The 15,180-nt window shown below is 57.0% G+C and carries 12 protein-coding genes and 1 pseudogene; all 13 read right to left on the bottom strand.

Features of this window, described 5'->3' with window-relative positions:
• Positions 1-55 precede the first annotated feature (55 nt).
• The 13 genes and pseudogenes from M3194_RS23485 to M3194_RS23425 all read right to left on the bottom strand — a co-directional run bounded on the left by M3194_RS23485 (position 56) and on the right by M3194_RS23425 (position 14,502).
• A complete protein-coding gene (locus M3194_RS23485; RefSeq protein ID WP_251656520.1) occupies positions 56-757 on the bottom strand; it encodes an acetyltransferase in 702 nt (233 codons plus the stop codon).
• Positions 754-1,374 (bottom strand): sugar transferase, encoded by a 621-nt coding sequence (locus tag M3194_RS23480; protein ID WP_285889524.1) that lies wholly within the window; start codon positions 1,372-1,374, stop codon positions 754-756. Before M3194_RS23480 ends, M3194_RS23485 begins: the two co-directional genes overlap by 4 nt.
• Before the next feature lie 69 nt (positions 1,375-1,443).
• Positions 1,444-2,502 (bottom strand): annotated as a pseudogene (locus M3194_RS23475) (glycosyltransferase family 4 protein); the annotation flags it as partial.
• Between the two features lie 47 nt (positions 2,503-2,549).
• Positions 2,550-3,596: an NAD-dependent epimerase gene (locus tag M3194_RS23470; protein ID WP_251656519.1), complete on the bottom strand. Its 1,047-nt coding sequence runs from the start codon at positions 3,594-3,596 to the stop codon at positions 2,550-2,552.
• Positions 3,593-4,888 (bottom strand): glycosyltransferase family 4 protein, encoded by a 1,296-nt coding sequence (locus M3194_RS23465; protein WP_251656518.1) that lies wholly within the window; start codon positions 4,886-4,888, stop codon positions 3,593-3,595. Before M3194_RS23465 ends, M3194_RS23470 begins: the two co-directional genes overlap by 4 nt.
• Positions 4,889-5,239: 351 nt before the next feature.
• Entirely contained in the window at positions 5,240-5,917 is a 678-nt protein-coding gene (locus M3194_RS23460; RefSeq protein WP_251656517.1) for an acyltransferase, read from the bottom strand.
• Positions 5,895-7,256 (bottom strand): hypothetical protein, encoded by a 1,362-nt coding sequence (locus tag M3194_RS23455; RefSeq protein ID WP_251656516.1) that lies wholly within the window; start codon positions 7,254-7,256, stop codon positions 5,895-5,897. The genes M3194_RS23460 and M3194_RS23455 overlap by 23 nt, the downstream gene beginning before the upstream one ends.
• The gene (locus M3194_RS23450; RefSeq protein WP_251656515.1) at positions 7,246-8,385 is read right to left on the bottom strand and encodes a glycosyltransferase family 1 protein; all 1,140 of its coding nucleotides are present in this window, start codon (positions 8,383-8,385) and stop codon (positions 7,246-7,248) included. The genes M3194_RS23455 and M3194_RS23450 overlap by 11 nt, the downstream gene beginning before the upstream one ends.
• Entirely contained in the window at positions 8,382-9,626 is a 1,245-nt protein-coding gene (locus tag M3194_RS23445) for a polysaccharide pyruvyl transferase family protein (protein ID WP_251656514.1), read from the bottom strand. Before M3194_RS23445 ends, M3194_RS23450 begins: the two co-directional genes overlap by 4 nt.
• Positions 9,623-11,017, bottom strand: a complete 1,395-nt coding sequence (locus tag M3194_RS23440; RefSeq protein WP_251656513.1) for a flippase — start codon at positions 11,015-11,017, stop codon at positions 9,623-9,625. The genes M3194_RS23445 and M3194_RS23440 overlap by 4 nt, the downstream gene beginning before the upstream one ends.
• An 84-nt stretch (positions 11,018-11,101) precedes the next feature.
• Entirely contained in the window at positions 11,102-12,931 is a 1,830-nt protein-coding gene (locus M3194_RS23435; protein WP_251656512.1) for a polysaccharide biosynthesis protein, read from the bottom strand.
• 133 nt (positions 12,932-13,064) lie between these two features.
• Positions 13,065-13,751, bottom strand: a complete 687-nt coding sequence (locus tag M3194_RS23430; RefSeq protein ID WP_251656511.1) for a CpsD/CapB family tyrosine-protein kinase — start codon at positions 13,749-13,751, stop codon at positions 13,065-13,067.
• Complete coding sequence (locus M3194_RS23425; RefSeq protein ID WP_251656510.1) at positions 13,738-14,502, bottom strand: YveK family protein; 765 nt, start codon at positions 14,500-14,502, stop codon at positions 13,738-13,740. The genes M3194_RS23430 and M3194_RS23425 overlap by 14 nt, the downstream gene beginning before the upstream one ends.
• Between the last annotated feature and the right edge of the window lie 678 nt (positions 14,503-15,180).

The following is a 15,180-nucleotide window of genomic DNA, read 5'->3' as shown; positions in this document are numbered from 1 at the left end:
CTTTTGGCTGCGCCGCGCGCTTGGTTTTATTGAGCTGTAAGGCTGTTTTCCGGCCTTACAGCGCCTTCTCGATGCCGAGTCGCGGCGGTATGACCCGCGCCGGGACGCCAACGGCGGTCTTGCCGCCGGGGATATCCCGGACGGCGACGCCGCCGGCGCCAAGCACGGACCAGCTGCCGACGCGGATGCGCGGAATCAGTACCGCCCCGCTGCCGATATGCGCGCCTTCCTCGGCGGAGGCGGCACCGGCCATGGTCGCGTTCGGCGATACATGCGCGAACGGACCAACCAGCGCGTCATGCTCCACGACCGCGCCGGAGTTAATGATGGCGTGGGCGCCTACAACGGCGCCCGGCCCAATCACCGCGCCGGGCATAACCACGGCGCCAAGCCCGATGCGGGCATCCTCCGCGACAACTGCCGCGGGATGGACGAGCACCGCGTAAGACGACTCGGGCAGATTAAGCATCTCGACAATCGCCCTTCTCGTCCGGTTGTCGCCGATGCCGATGACCACGTGCATGCCCGGCTCGTCCGCGAGGAAATGCTTGAGCGTCGCGATCGGACCATACGGCAGACCGCCGCGCAGCTCGACGCCGGAGAAGCGGTCATCCAGCACTGCCGCAAGCCGGTATGTCTTCGATACGCGGGCGATATCCATCAGCACCCGGCCATGTCCGCCCATGCCCACTACGATAAGAGGGCGCCTTGCAGGCTCTTCCATTACCCGGTATTGCTCCGTATGACCGCTAATCATGATGCATTCCCCATTTCCCTTGATCCCGTAAATTTTTGAACGGTGGCCTGACCCGCGCTCGAAATCCCGTCGCGCTTCAGCACCTTCCCCACAGTACGTACCAATATGCGAAAATCAAACCATACGCTTTGCCGCTCTACATACGTCAGATCAAGCTTGAACTTGTCCTCCCAGGACACGGCGTTGCGTCCGTTCACCTGCGCCCAGCCCGTAATGCCCGGACGGACATCGTGACGGTGCGCCTGCTCCTCGGTATAAAGCGGAAGATACTCCATCAGCAGCGGCCTTGGCCCCACCAGACTCATATCTCCGCGTATCACGTTAAATAATTGCGGCAGCTCGTCCAGACTCAGCTTGCGGAGCAGCTTGCCGAAGGACGTCAGACGTGCCTCGTCCGGCAGCGGCTGGCCGAACCTGTCATACGCGTCCCGCATCGTGCGGAATTTCAGCACGTAGAACGGGTTGCCGTACCTGCCCGGGCGCTGCTGCTTGAACAGGACCGGCGAGCCCAGCTTCAGCTTCACCAGCACCGCAACGATCAGCATGACCGGCGACAGCAATACCGCTGCAGGCACGCTCGCCGCCAGATCAAACAGCCGTTTGCCAAAGGCATTCAGCCTTGCCGCTACCCCGCGGCTTCGGCTAACACGCAGCTTCGTGCTGCGGTACAGCCGCATCAGCCGCTCGACGACCCGGGCTTCCGTGAACGATGCCTCGATCCGCCGGCGTCCCGCTTCCCCCATGCGCCGTCTAGCTTCCGGCGTGTTCATCATGGCCGCAAGCGATTCGCCCAGCTGCATCGAGTCCCGGTAGGGTACAAGCAGCCCCGTTTCGGCATGCGCCACCAGCTCCCGCGTGCCAAGCACATTGGTGGCGACAATCGGCTTGCCCAGCGCCATCGCCTCCATCAGGGAGCGAGGAATGCCCTCTTTTTCCGAAGTCAGCGTTACCGCATCCGACATTGCGAGCCACGGGATAATCGAGGACTGCTGCCCGACGAACAGCACATCATCCGCCAGACCGCTCGCTTCCGACTTGCGCTTCATCTCGTCTTCCAGCGGGCCTTGTCCCGCCAGAACCGTCACCCAGTTCAACGCCCCGACACGCTTGAGCTCCGTCAAAGCATCCAGCAGCAGGCCATGATCCTTCACCGGTTCAAACCGCGCCGCCATGAACAGCACCTTTTCCTCCGGGTCGATCCCGTTCTTCATGCGAAGCGCCGCGAGCTGCTCTGTCGTAACCCTGCCCGCCAAATGGTCCAGATGCTCCAGGTCTACCCCGTTGCCCTCTACGAAGACCGGCCGCCAAGGCGCCAGCTCCCGGAGCACTCCGGCATCCTCCTCGTTCTGCGAGGCAAGAGCATGGCAGCATAACGCGCCAAACCTCTCGAGCATTTTGTAGAGCAAATACGTCTTCTTCGACTGCCCCTCGTAGAAAGGCAATCCGTGGCTCGTATGAATAACGACCGGAACGCCGGCCAGCTTCGCTGCAATCCGTCCGATCAGCCCCGCCTTGGCTGTGTGCGTATGCACGATGTCGTACCGCTCGCGGCGGAATAGCTTGTACATCGCCATAATCGATCGCAAGTCAGCTGCGGGCTGGATGGAACGCGCCATCGGCAGGAGCTTCCATTCGAACGGATAGGCCTTCTCCTTCATCAATCCCTCATCTACACCTTCGGGGGAAGTGATGAATGTTACCTGAACGCCCTCCTGCTGCTGAAGCAGCCGAAGCTTGTCGCCCATAATTTTGTGGCTGATGCCGGAGGTGCAGATATGGGCTATTTTTTGAATCATTGTCCCGCCGCCTTTGCCGCCGTTTCCAGACCCGCAGGGGCGCCATAGTACGACTTGTACCACTCGGCGAACCGCCCGATACCTTCCTCAATGGTTGTCTCCGGTCGGAAATCCACATCCGCCATCAGACCGTCGATATCCGCAAACGTTGCCGTCACATCGCCAGGTTGCATCGGCTTGAACTCCATAACCGCCTTTTGCCCAAGCTTGTCCTCGATCGTATTGATAAACGCCATAAGCTCGACCGGCTTGTTGTTGCCGATGTTGTACACCTTGTAAGGCGCGTAGCTTGTGCCCGGATCCGGCTCCGCGCGATCCCAATTAGGATTTGGCTGCGGCGCGCGGTCAAGCAAGCGGTAGATTCCTTCCACAATGTCATCGATATACGTAAAATCACGCTGCATCTTGCCTTCGTTGAACACCTGGATCGGCTCTCCGGCCATGATTTTCTGCGTGAAGCTGAAATACGCCATATCCGGGCGGCCCCATGGACCGTATACGGTGAAGAACCGAAGACCCGTCGTCGGCAGGTTATATAGGTGGCTGTAGGCATGCGCCATCAGCTCGTTGGATTTCTTCGTTGCGGCATACAGGCTGACCGGATGATCGACATTGTCGCTCACCGAGAACGGCATGCTGACATTCGCGCCGTACACGGAGCTCGAGGAAGCGTAGACCAGGTGCTTGATGCCCGCCTGGCGCGAAGCTTCCAGTACGTGGCCGAAGCCCTGCAGGTTCGTCTCCAGATAGGCAAAAGGATTCGTCAGGCTGTAACGCACGCCCGCCTGCGCAGCAAGATGGACGATCGTCGTAACGCCTTCCTCCCGGATCAGCGCCAGCAATGCTTCGTAGTCAGCCAGATCCTGCTCGGCTCCCTTGAAGGATGGCGATGCAACCAGCTGCGACCAGCGGTCCCGCTTCAGCTGCACGTCGTAATAGTCATTGAAGTTATCCAGGCCTACGACGCGTTTGCCTTCCTTCAGCAATCTCGCGCTCAAATGGAAGCCGATAAAACCTGCTGCTCCCGTCACCAAAATTGTCATAACGCCTCCACCCTTTCTCTGCTCTCGCTTGTACTCGAATTCGTGCTCTGCTCAACCTTATCCGCGCGGACCTGATCCGCTGCGGCTACGGTTTCCTTCAAGGAGCCTTGCTTCACCGCGTCGCCGAAGGACTGCCAGAACGCCTGCCGCTTCGCATCGAGCAGCTTCTTCGTAAACTGCCGGGAACGGCCGAAATTACGCTCCGCCTGCTCCTTCAGCCATCTACGGTCAAACGCCGCGCGCTTGATCTGCTCCGCGAGAATGCCAACCTGTCCCGGACGATGCAGGCAGCTGTCATGGATCAGCTCCGGAATACCGCCAGCCGTAGATCCCAGCACCGGGCATCCCCGGCTCATCGCTTCAATCGTTGCCCGCGGCAGGCCTTCCTGATAGCTTGGCTGCAGGTAGAGATCAATGCCGTCCAGCCATTCGAAGACTGCCCCGCCGCTTGGCAGTACACCTTCGAAGGAGACAAGGCTGCCGATACCCAGCTTGTCGGCCATAGCCTGCCAGCGTGCCGGATCTCCATCGCCAAGAACGCGGAACTTTATGGCCGGCAGCTGCGGCTTCGCTTTGGCAATCGCGCGAAGGGCAATGTCGATCCCTTTCGTGCGGCCGTTCAGCGAACCGATCAGCCCAATTGTCATTGGCGAATCCGGGCTCATGGCCTGCATATGCTCCATTCTGCGCGTCAGCACCTCATCTCCCGGCTCCGGAATCTCGACGTTGGAACAGGACTCCGTTTTGCCGCCGATGTTCGGATAACGCTGCTGAAGGAACTTCTCGGTAACATACAGCGCATAAGGGGCGTCCTTGACGATAGCCCTTGTCTGGTTCAGCGAGAATGGCGCGTACAGCTTGCCCTGCAGGTTGCCGTAATTCCACAGCCCGTCCCAGGCGCAGGCCACGACTTCAACCGCGTAAGGCTTGCCCATCTGGCGCGCTACCCGGATAGCCTCTGCACCAATCTCGCTTGGCACTCGCGCAATAACGGCGTCTGCTTTGCCGATCGCCTCTTGCAGCAGCTGTTCGATGTAGCCCCGCTTCGTCATTTTATTAACCGGATTGCTTAGCGACGGAAGTACAAGGAAATCAACATTAGGTCCGCTCGACAATGTCTTGCCCGCCATATCGGCATCCGAGGATGCCTTCTTCCCCCTGCAGGCAACCGTAATCTGGTCGAATACGCCCAGATACCGCTCCCACACCGCATAAGGCAGCTTGCCGCCGGAGAAGAATTTCCCCGATTCGTTAAAATAAAACGTATGGTCATGTGCCCAAAGCACGTTCATGCCGTTCCCTCCTTCTGTTTCCATTGCCCGGTTAGGCGATTCATGCCCTCGGGCCTACTACCTCATTACTCATCCAGCATTTCCACAACTTAAGGACCTTCAGGGACCTTAACGACCCGAATCAGCTGCAACTTTCGCAGCTTAAGGTCCCTTAAGGACCTTAAATACTCTCTACATAAAGCTTTCCGCCGACTTGTGCGTCTTTTCCCGATCCATAAGGTCCCTCGGGGACCGTAACGGCCCGCATCAGCCGCTGCATTCGCAGCTTAAGGTTCCTTAAGGACCTTAAATACTCTCTACATGCGCTTTCCGCCGACTTTTGAGTCTTCTGCCAAAAGCCTTTCCCCTACACTAAGCGCCTTCGGGCGCTGGAGCCGCTCCCGTCCCGATGCTCTTCACGGGGCGGGCTGGCACGCCGGCCGCCAGCGTGCCTGCGGCGACCGGCTTGTTCACAACGGCGCCGGCGGCGATAACCGCGCGGGCGCCAATCTCGACGCCGGCAAGGATGCGGACGCCGCAGCCGACCCAGACGTCTCGGCCAATCCGAATGGCCGAGCCCAGCACGGGGTTGTCGCGAATCGGCAGGGACGGATCATTCCAGGTATGCTGGAAGGAGACAACCGACGACTGATGCGCGATCGATACTTCATCCTCGATGATGAGCCCGCCGTAGGCATCGATGTAGCATTGCTTATGGATGCTCACGTTTGATCCAATAACCAGCCGCTCCGGATACCGGAGCTCTACCGACCGTCCAATCAGGACATTGTCGCCGCAGCGCTTGGCCATCCTTCGCAGCAGGACATACCGCATAGCCACGCCCGGCAGATCCGGCAGCCAGTCGCTTAGCACCCACATCCACTGCAGCAGCGGCCTGGGCACCGGCTTCAGCACCGTTTCGGCCAGCCGCAGCAATCCGCGGAACCGGCCGAACTGGTCGCGGCCTCTTTTTTTCGTCTTGTGGGCCGTACTGCGCTCCAATCGTTCTCCCGTCCATTCAACTCCCCTACGTCGTTCTTGTTCCCGCATGTCCTTGCGCCCCCTTTCCTCCGGCAAGCTGATTATGCCAAGCAGGAGCATTTCCCCCGCCAAGCGGTCCGTCGGCAGCTCCTAGCTGCTTCAGCTCGCGATTTTGCCCAGCTTCCAAAGACTGAATTTTCCGATGTTTCAGAATAAAGATTTTGCGGCACCACACAAGCGCATAGGCAGCAATCGTATAGAGAAGCGGCAGTACGGGCAGCTTCTTGCGCACCATGTTGTCCCCGATCGTGCCAACGCCGTAATCCAGCTCCCGGCCCGTAATGGTCACATATCCCACAAGCACTAACGTGCAGGCATACGTGAAAATCAGAGCCGCCGCTATCAGGTAAAACTTCCTTGTCTCCTTGTACACAATCGCCTGATAGACCGAGATCATGAGCACAAAGCCCATAAACACCGCCTCCAGCGTCCGCAGCAGCAGCTCGGGCTCCCAGTTGCCGAAGTTGATCGGATTCGGACTGAGAAACAGGAAGATCGACAGCATCGCGGCATTGATAATGCCAAGCGGTCCAATCTGCAGGAACAAGAGTCCCGCCGCCCCCACCATGACGCAAATCGCGGTGCGGACCCGAAGCGTATACAAGAAATAAAAGCAAAGCGTATAAATAATGGCGTAATCCCTCAGCCCCGTCGCATACAGGATGACGATGATGAACAGCACCCATTTCTTGCGGACCATGAGCAACGCCCCTAGCAGTCCCAGCCATACGCAGGTAATGTCTTTGGCAAACAGGGAGGACATGTACATCAGCGACGGACTAAGCATCAACCCGACTACCGAGATAATAATAAAGGGCTGCCTCGAATTGTCCGGATCAGGAAGCTCGTAAGCAAAGCGGCTTTCGTTCAGCTTGTACGTGCTGTTGACGATCAGGATGAGCAGCACCGTGTTGAACAAAATAATCGCCAGCGGATCATCCAGCTCCAGCCACTTGTAAAACGGCATGTACATCAAGCCAAACACCGGGTAGGCGGAAATGTTCATCCAGCCGCTCTGGATCTGCTCCACCGCATAAGGCATAAACTGCGACAGCTTCTCGAAGGTCGTGACCTGCTCGTAGTAATGAATCTCATCCGGTCCGGCCAGCGGATTGACGGTTGCCGCATAGATGGCTTTGCCCGCAAGCGTAGCCGTGAAGCTCGCCATCAGCAGCACCGGCGCATTCGGCCAGCGCATCAGCACGAAGAACGGAAGCAGCAGCCCGCTGTATAGAATAAGCGACAGCCTTTCATCCGCGGCAAAAGCCCACTTCGCCGTCAGCACCAGCAGGACCGAATAGCCCACCAGCATGATCTTTCTCGTATCGACTAAACGGTCAGCCTGCATAGAGCTGCTCCAGCCTTGCCGCGCTTACGCGGATATCATAGCCGCGCTCGCCCAGCGCCGCCGCTCTTTCCTGCCATTCCCCGCCGCCGTTGCCCTTGCGATCGGCCAGAGTAGCCATCGCTTCCGCCCAGCGCTCCGGCGCATCGTTCACCGCCAGGCGCTCGATCAGCCCGATCCGCAGATCCGCTTCGCGCGGCACGCCTTCGGAGATCAGGCACGGCACGCCTGCCGCTTGCGCTTCAATGAGCACAATGCCAAGTCCCTCATAGAGCGACGGCAGTACAAAAGCGTCCAATGCGCCAAGCAGCTCCGGCACGTCCTTGCGGAGACCCAGGAAGCTGACTTTGCCCGCTATTCCAAGCTCCCGTACCTTCTGTTCCATCTCCGGACGCAGCGGTCCGTCGCCGCAGAGCAGAAGACGGGACTTCGGACGCTGCTTCACCAGGCTTGCGAAGCTGTCCAGCAGCAGCGCATGATTCTTCTGCTTGCTGAACCGGCCGATATGCCCGATCAGCAGCTCATCATCCGCTGCACCGAAGCGGCGGCGCAGCTCCTGGCGGTTCTCCCTTATCAGCGACTCGTAAGGAGCTAGCGTAATCGCGTTCGGAAATACATCCACGCGGCCGTCCTTCCAGCAGCTGTTGCCAAACAGGGACTCGCAGGCCGCCCGCGAGCAGCCAAGCATATTCGTCGAGTAACGGCTGATCAGGCTTCGCATATACGACCGGTACAGGTTGCGGATCGGCGAAGACGATTTGCTGTCGCTCGTGTTATGACTGTGGCTGATCCGCACCGGCACGCCCATCTTCTCGGCAAGCTTCAGCACGTAGCCGCTGAAGCCGAATACATGGCTGTGCACCGCGGCATAAGGACCGTACTTGTTCATGTTGGCCATCAGCTGCTTGCGGAAGGAACGGATGCCATTCTTCGGCGGAGGCTGAACAAAGATCGTTCCTCCAAGCTCCCGGATCTCATCATCGTAGAAGGAGGGCTCCGCCGATTGTACGGCAAAATGGAATTCGTATTTATCGCGGTCAATATTTCGGTATACATTCATCAGCAGCGTTTCAATGCCGCCGGGATGCATGCGTCCAACGACATGCAGCACTTTGATTTTGGTATGGCTCATTGCAATATTCTCCCGATATGTTCATAGAGCTGCAGCTTTTTCTCGTCAATGGCCGGTCCCGATTCCACCATCCTGCCGTCCACCGCTGCGGCAAGCTGCTGCCTGCTCTCGCGGAAGTCGATCAGCTGGCTCTTCATGCCCAGATCCGCAAAAATATTCTCAAGCTTCCGGTCCCAGATAAGCCCGTACGTCGGCTTGCCCATCGCAAGCGACGGAATGCAGGCATGAAGCCTTTGCGCAATAACGCTGTCGCAGGAAGCAATCGTGCCGACCAGCTGCTCGACCGTCGTTGGATACGGCGAGAACTCGATCCCTTTCAGGCCGGCCAGACGAGGCTTCACAAACTCCTCGACAAAAGCGTTATCCGATGCTGCGCCGTTCGTGAAGAAGCTTACGCTGTGACCCGCTCCAAGGGCGACCTTCGCCGCCTGCGTCCACCAATCGGCGCAAGCCTCCCGCTCCCAGCGGAGCTCGCAGTGACGGTTCATCTCATGCGGATCCATCACGCCAAGGCCGATTGTCCGCTTCCCCGTTTGCTTCTCCCGACCCGCAGCTGCTTCCGTTAGACCAAAGGCCTCCGGCGTAAACAGCGCCGGGTCAGCCAAGGTAACCGTCTTGCTTGCAAGCTTCGGATCCAGCCCGAGCAGGAAACGTTTAGAATCTTCATCCCGTACGGCGATAGATGCCGCATACCGGCAAACCCCAAGGAGCCAGCGCTTTGCTTGCGCGCTCCAAGGTCCGCGCGCGCCGACAAGCAGAATATGAAGCGGCTTGCCCTGGCGCTTCGCCTCCTCCGCCACGCGGCGCACAGCAAGCGGGAAGGTCCAGTACGTATCGATAAGCAGATGCCCTCCGCCGATCAAGACCGCTTCCGATTCGCCAACCGCTTGCTTCAATTCACGGTTCAGCTTCTCGTTCTTGCCGCGGTGAATCCAATAAGCCTTCAGGCGCCGGAGCGCATCGGGCGTCATCTTCTTGCTCGAGCCCGCGTTGTTGAGCTTCAAGGCCGGTGCCGGGGCACCCTGCACCGGAGCTGGCGACGGCGGACCGGCCAGCGCGTAATGGAGGCCGCCCCGTGCCGCGTAGATCGGCATGGATTGATCGCAGCGGCCATCCAGCAGATCGAAATGAATGACCTGATGTTTGCCGCGCATGGAGATAATCCGGTTTAATGTGTAAGCGATGAGACCGTCGCCAAGGTTCGGCGACTTCGGAACCCCCGCCAGCAGTACTTTCTTCACGAGTAATTCCCCCTCTTTCTAGCAAGCGCCAGTCTTGGCGTCCATACAAGCGTCTGAACGCCCAGCTTGCGGCTGACCAGCAGCACGGCTGCCGATTTCCAGATGATAATCGATATGGTGGAGGCTAGTGCGCCGCCAAGCATGCCCAGTGTGGGAATCAGCAGCGCGTTTAACGCCGCATTCACCACCGTTGCGGCAATGAGGATTTTCGTCAGCGCATTCTGGCTCCCGGTCATCGTGGCGACGGTTCCGTTCTGTCCGCAATAAGCGCTGAACAGCTGGCCAAACGCCAAGATCAGCAGGGAAGGATAGGCTTTCGTAAACTCCGGGCCAAACAGCCCCAGCGTCCAATGGCCAAGAACCGCGAAGTAGGCAAACACAACCGCGGCAAAAGCGAATCCGATCCGCCCCGTCCGTATGCTTACCCGCTGAAGTCCTGCCATATCGCCGTTCGCGTACTTTTCGGATATGGCCGGCGAAGCCGTCATGTTAACGGCTGTCAGCATAAACGACACCAGGACCGACAGCCGGACCGCTGCCGAGAATAAACCCGACTCCGTCTCTCCCCGCATGAAGCCCATCATTAACACGTTTAATTGTCCAAGCACTAAATACATGCCGGCATTAACCATTAACGACGATGATAATCTCAGCCAGCCCCGAGTCTCGAAGCTGGGAGCAACGCCGGCCGTCTGCGAACCGATCCGCTTCTTCAGCACGATGGCGCCAATTACGTAGGTGACCGCTGTTGCAGCCAGGTAGCATAGCAGCGCCATAGCTGCTCCAAGCTCTACTCCCGCGGCCGCAAGCGCGGCAACGAAGCCAATCGTCAGCACCGGACGGATAATCTTCTCCGGCATTTGCGCGTACAGCGCATCCTTCATGGCCTGCAGCGCGCTTTGGCGCAAGGTGGCAAGGGTCAGAAGCGGTATCGCGGCAAAGCCGGCTATATAGGCAATCGTTTTGGCGTGATCGCCGCCTCCGCCATCCGCTCCCCGGCCCCAATCCATCCAAGCCACAACGGCAATGCCGATTAGCGCGGTAAGGATGGAGAGCGTGAGGCCAATCTGATTGCTGCGGCGAAGGAGCCCTTTGATCATGGGCCAGTCGCCCTTCACCCGATAGGCGGAGACCAGCTTAACCGTTGCCGTATCGAAGCCAAGCTTGGCCGGAAACACCATAAACGTTACGACGGTTGTTACAAAAGCATAAATCCCGTAATCTTCGACGCCGATCAACCGGGCGAGCGCAATCTGCAGCAGCATCGCCAGGCCCATCCCGATGGAATTGATCAGGAAGCTGGCGCCTCCTCCGCGGCTGAGCCGCGTAGTAATTAGCGTTCGAATGGATCCTGCACCGGCGGTGCCTTCCTCTTTACCGCTGATGTTCATGCTGCACTCTCCTCAAAAGAATTGCGAAGCAATTCTTACTTCGTAAGCATTAACTTAAAGAATTGCGAAGCAATTCTTACTTCGTTAACCAACTGCAATTGCGCCGTTGTTACGGTAGGTTGGAACCAGATGCTGCAGAACCGCGCGGATATCGTCCGGATGTTGTCCAAGCACCTTTTCCATCTTGCGAATCTCGAAATCAAGCTCTTTGCGGTTAAGCTGTACCGGTCTGCCAATGAAGATCCGGTTATGCATCGTGGAAGTCAGGCCTTCCTCATTCGTCAGCAGCTCTTCGTACAGCTTCTCGCCTTCGCGCATGCCCGAGAAGGTAATATCGATATCGACATGAGGCTCGTAGCCCGACAAGCGGATGAGGTCAACGGCCAGATCGTAAATCTTAACCGGCTTGCCCATGTCGAGGATGAACACCTCGCCGCCTTTGGCGAACGAACCGGCTTGAATAACCAGCTGAACGGCTTCCGGGATCGTCATAAAATAACGCACCATCTCCGGATGAGTAACGGTCACCGGACCGCCCTTCACGATCTGATCCTTGAAGCGCGGAATAACGCTGCCGCGGCTGCCAAGCACGTTGCCGAACCGTACCGCTACAAACTTCGTATTGCTGTGCATGTCGAGGGATTGAATAAACATTTCGGCGATTCGTTTGGTTGTACCCATAACGCTCGTCGGGTTAACCGCTTTGTCCGTGGAGATAAGGACGAAGCGTTCCGCTCCGTACGCGTCTGCGCACTCGGCGACGTTTTTGGTGCCAAATACGTTGTTCTTGATCGCTTCCGCCGGGTTACGTTCCATCAGCGGTACGTGCTTATGCGCAGCCGCGTGGAAGACAACCTGGGGCTTAAACTTGGCAAACACGCTGTCGATCCGCGTGCGATCCTGTACATCCGCAATAACCGTCTCGATGGCCAGGCTCGGGAACATGCCCCGCATTTCCATCTCAATCGTATAAATACTGTTCTCGCCATGGCCAAGAAGCAGAAGCTTGCTTGGGGCAAACGGCGCGATCTGGCGGCAAAGCTCGGAGCCGATCGAACCGCCTGCTCCCGTAACCAGTACCACTTTATCCTGTACGTATCCGGCAATATGCTCGAGATCGGTACGGATCGGGTCGCGGCCAAGCAGGTCCTCTACGCTGACATCGCGCATGCGGCCTGCCGCGCCGCGGTTATCAATCATGTCCTGAAGATCCGGTACGATCTTCAGCTTCGCTTTTGTTGTTTTGCACAAGTTAACCAGCTCGGAGATTTGAGTCTTCGATACCGAAGGCATCGCGATAATAATCTCGTCGATATGATGGGATTCCACCACGCAGGCAATCTCGTGACGGTTGCCGAGGACCTGCAGACCAAGAACGTCCATCCGGTGCTTGTAAGGGTCGTCGTCGATAAAACCAACCGGCGTAACGGTAACGCCGTCGTTCTGCATCATTTCCTTCGCGATCATCGTACCGCAGCTTCCTGCTCCGATAATAAGCGCCCGGCGGCCGCCGGCCGGCTTGCTAACGCTGTATTTATCACAGAATATACGCCATGCAAGACGCGGAGCCGTCAGCAGAAGGAAGGTGCCTGCCGCGTGATGCAGCATAAGCAGCGGATGAGCTTCGCCCTGCATCACCCACCAGGCAGCGAATGGAACAACGGCCGAGATCAGGGCAACCTGCAGCAGACAGAGCATGTCTGAAATACCGGTATACTGCCAGATCCGGCGGTGAAGCCGGAGCCGGTGAAGCCGCCAGAAGCCAACAACCGCCGCTAACGCCCCGTAAGACAGCCATGCAACCGCTCCGCCTTGAGGTACCGAAGGTTCAAGCGCAAACGCGATGGCGAAGCTGGCAATGACCGCTGCCAAGTCCCCCGCCACAATAACTTTTGTCCGATAATGAGCCCGCATTATTAATTCCTCCTAAAATGAATTACTTGACCAAAGGTAACACAGCTACGTTTGTGGTAATTCATACTTCGTAAGCATCAGCTTTTCCCTTTGCGTTTATCTATATATGGTTCTGCTTAGTGCCTGGTTGGTCTCACGTCCGATCTACGTATTCGTAATAAGGTCCCGCATCGCGGTGCGCGGTCTGGTTAAGCGCAATGCCCACGATTCTCGCCTGCACGAACTGCAGGGCATTCTTCGCTTTAATCGCATGCTGTCGTTTGCCGGTACGCGCATTAACCACAAGCAGCACGCCGTCGCATTTTGAAGCAACGATCTGCGCATCGGCTACCGCCAGCACAGGCGGCGTATCGATCAGCACCATGTCGTACTGCTCGCGCAGCTTTCCAAGCAGATCGTCCATGCGGGAAGATCCCAGAAGCTCCGACGGATTAGGCGGCACCGGACCGGAAGTTAAGATATCAAGCCCGGGAATCCGGCTTTCCTTAATGACTTCTTTAAGGTCCGCCTGCCCGGATAACACATGCGACAATCCCGTTCTGTTGCTGAGTCCAAAGGTGAAGTGCCCGGTGGGCTTCCGAAGATCGGCATCCACCAGAATGATGCGTTTCTCCATCTGCGCGTAAGTGACAGCCAGATTCATGATGGTCGTCGACTTGCCTTCCGCAGGTCCTGCGGAGGTAACCATCAAGAGCTGCAGCGGACGGTCCGTCTCGGCATATTGCAGATTCGTGCGCAAGGTCCGGTAAGCCTCCGAGATCGGGGAAGTGGGGTTCGCATCGGCCACAACCGGCCGAAGCTTAAGATCACTGCGAGACATTTTTGCCATCCCCCTCCTTTCCTATGGTTGTTTTGCCTACGGCCAATGCCTTCGGCTTCAGATCGCCTTGCTTAATATTCGGAATGGCTGCCAGCGTAGGAAGGCCAAGATACCGTTCCACATCCGCTTCCGTCCGTAACGTATCGTCAAAGTAATTTAGGGCCAGTACCAGCGTGATCGACAGCAGGAACGCTGCGACAAATCCGATGGCGGTGTTCAGCTTCGTATCCGGCTTCACCTTTACCGGCTGATCATTGGAGTCCGCGGTATGAAGGATATACACGTTATCCACTTTCATAATGAGCGGGATCTGCTGCTGGAACACATAGGAGACCGTATTTACGACCTGCGCCGCTCTCTTGTAATCCGTGTCCAGATAAGAGATGGTGACCACCTGCGTGCCGTTCACCGAGCTGAACCGGATATTGTGCATCAATTGATCCGTTGTCAGCCCAAGCTCAGGATGCTTCTCAACCACCAGGTCCATAATGGCCGGAGTCCGGATAATTTCCTTGTACGTATTGATTAAGCTTAAATTCGTGTTGATCATATTCAGATCCAGCTTGAACGATCCTGCCTGACCCGCTGTCGAATTGACGATCAGCTTCGTATAGGCTTGATAGACCGGCTTCATCACCCATGCGCTGTAGGCTCCCGCCGCTGCCGCGCCGAGAACAGTCACAAGAATGACCAGCCAAAGCTTTTTCCGAATGAGCCACACTATTTCCTTTAAATCCAATTGGCTGCTCAAAACGACAATAACCTCCATCCCTTTCCATCAACATTCGACTTTGATTATGTCATAAGGGTTATGGGGACATAGAGGGAAGAAGGTAATATTTTCAATTAGGCGGCTGTTATCATTTTTTGTACATGAATTACATGCTGAATTTCCTAACGTTTCATATTTCTAATCAAGAATTAATCATTTAGAGAGAATTATTTCCAGTAAATTTGAGTGTTATTGTGTGCAAAAGTGTTACAAAACTAGGTATTCCATACACATCCATAGGCACAGAATCAGGACGGGCGGGAAAGTGGCGTTCCGCCGCATAGCGGCGGGCTTTGTCAGGGATGGATGGTCGAGGAAATTGCTACAGATAGTCGCAGAGAAAAACAGGTGCAAGGGACTTTCGCCATACGGACGTCAAATAGTCGGGATATTGCCCGGGTGGGTAAAAACGATAAGAGCATTCTCATATTTCTGAACCCTCCCGGTTTCCTGCCCCTTGGCCTAGGTTTGTCGGTATTTCAGAGTCCATTGGCCCCTGAAATGGCCATAACGGACTGAAACGGGAGTGCATGCATTGAGCATTTTCCCTGGCAACATGCATAATTGACGATTAATTCCGAGCATTTACCTCGAAAATGACCTCATTATGGCTCAATCCCCGCTTTCCCCATAAACCAATTGTAAAATAGGCTAGTC

The sequence above is a fragment of the Paenibacillus glycanilyticus genome (assembly GCF_023715145.1).
Classification (GTDB): Bacteria; Bacillota; Bacilli; order Paenibacillales; family Paenibacillaceae; genus Pristimantibacillus; species Pristimantibacillus glycanilyticus_A.
This window is presented reverse-complemented; position numbering and strand designations above follow the sequence as displayed.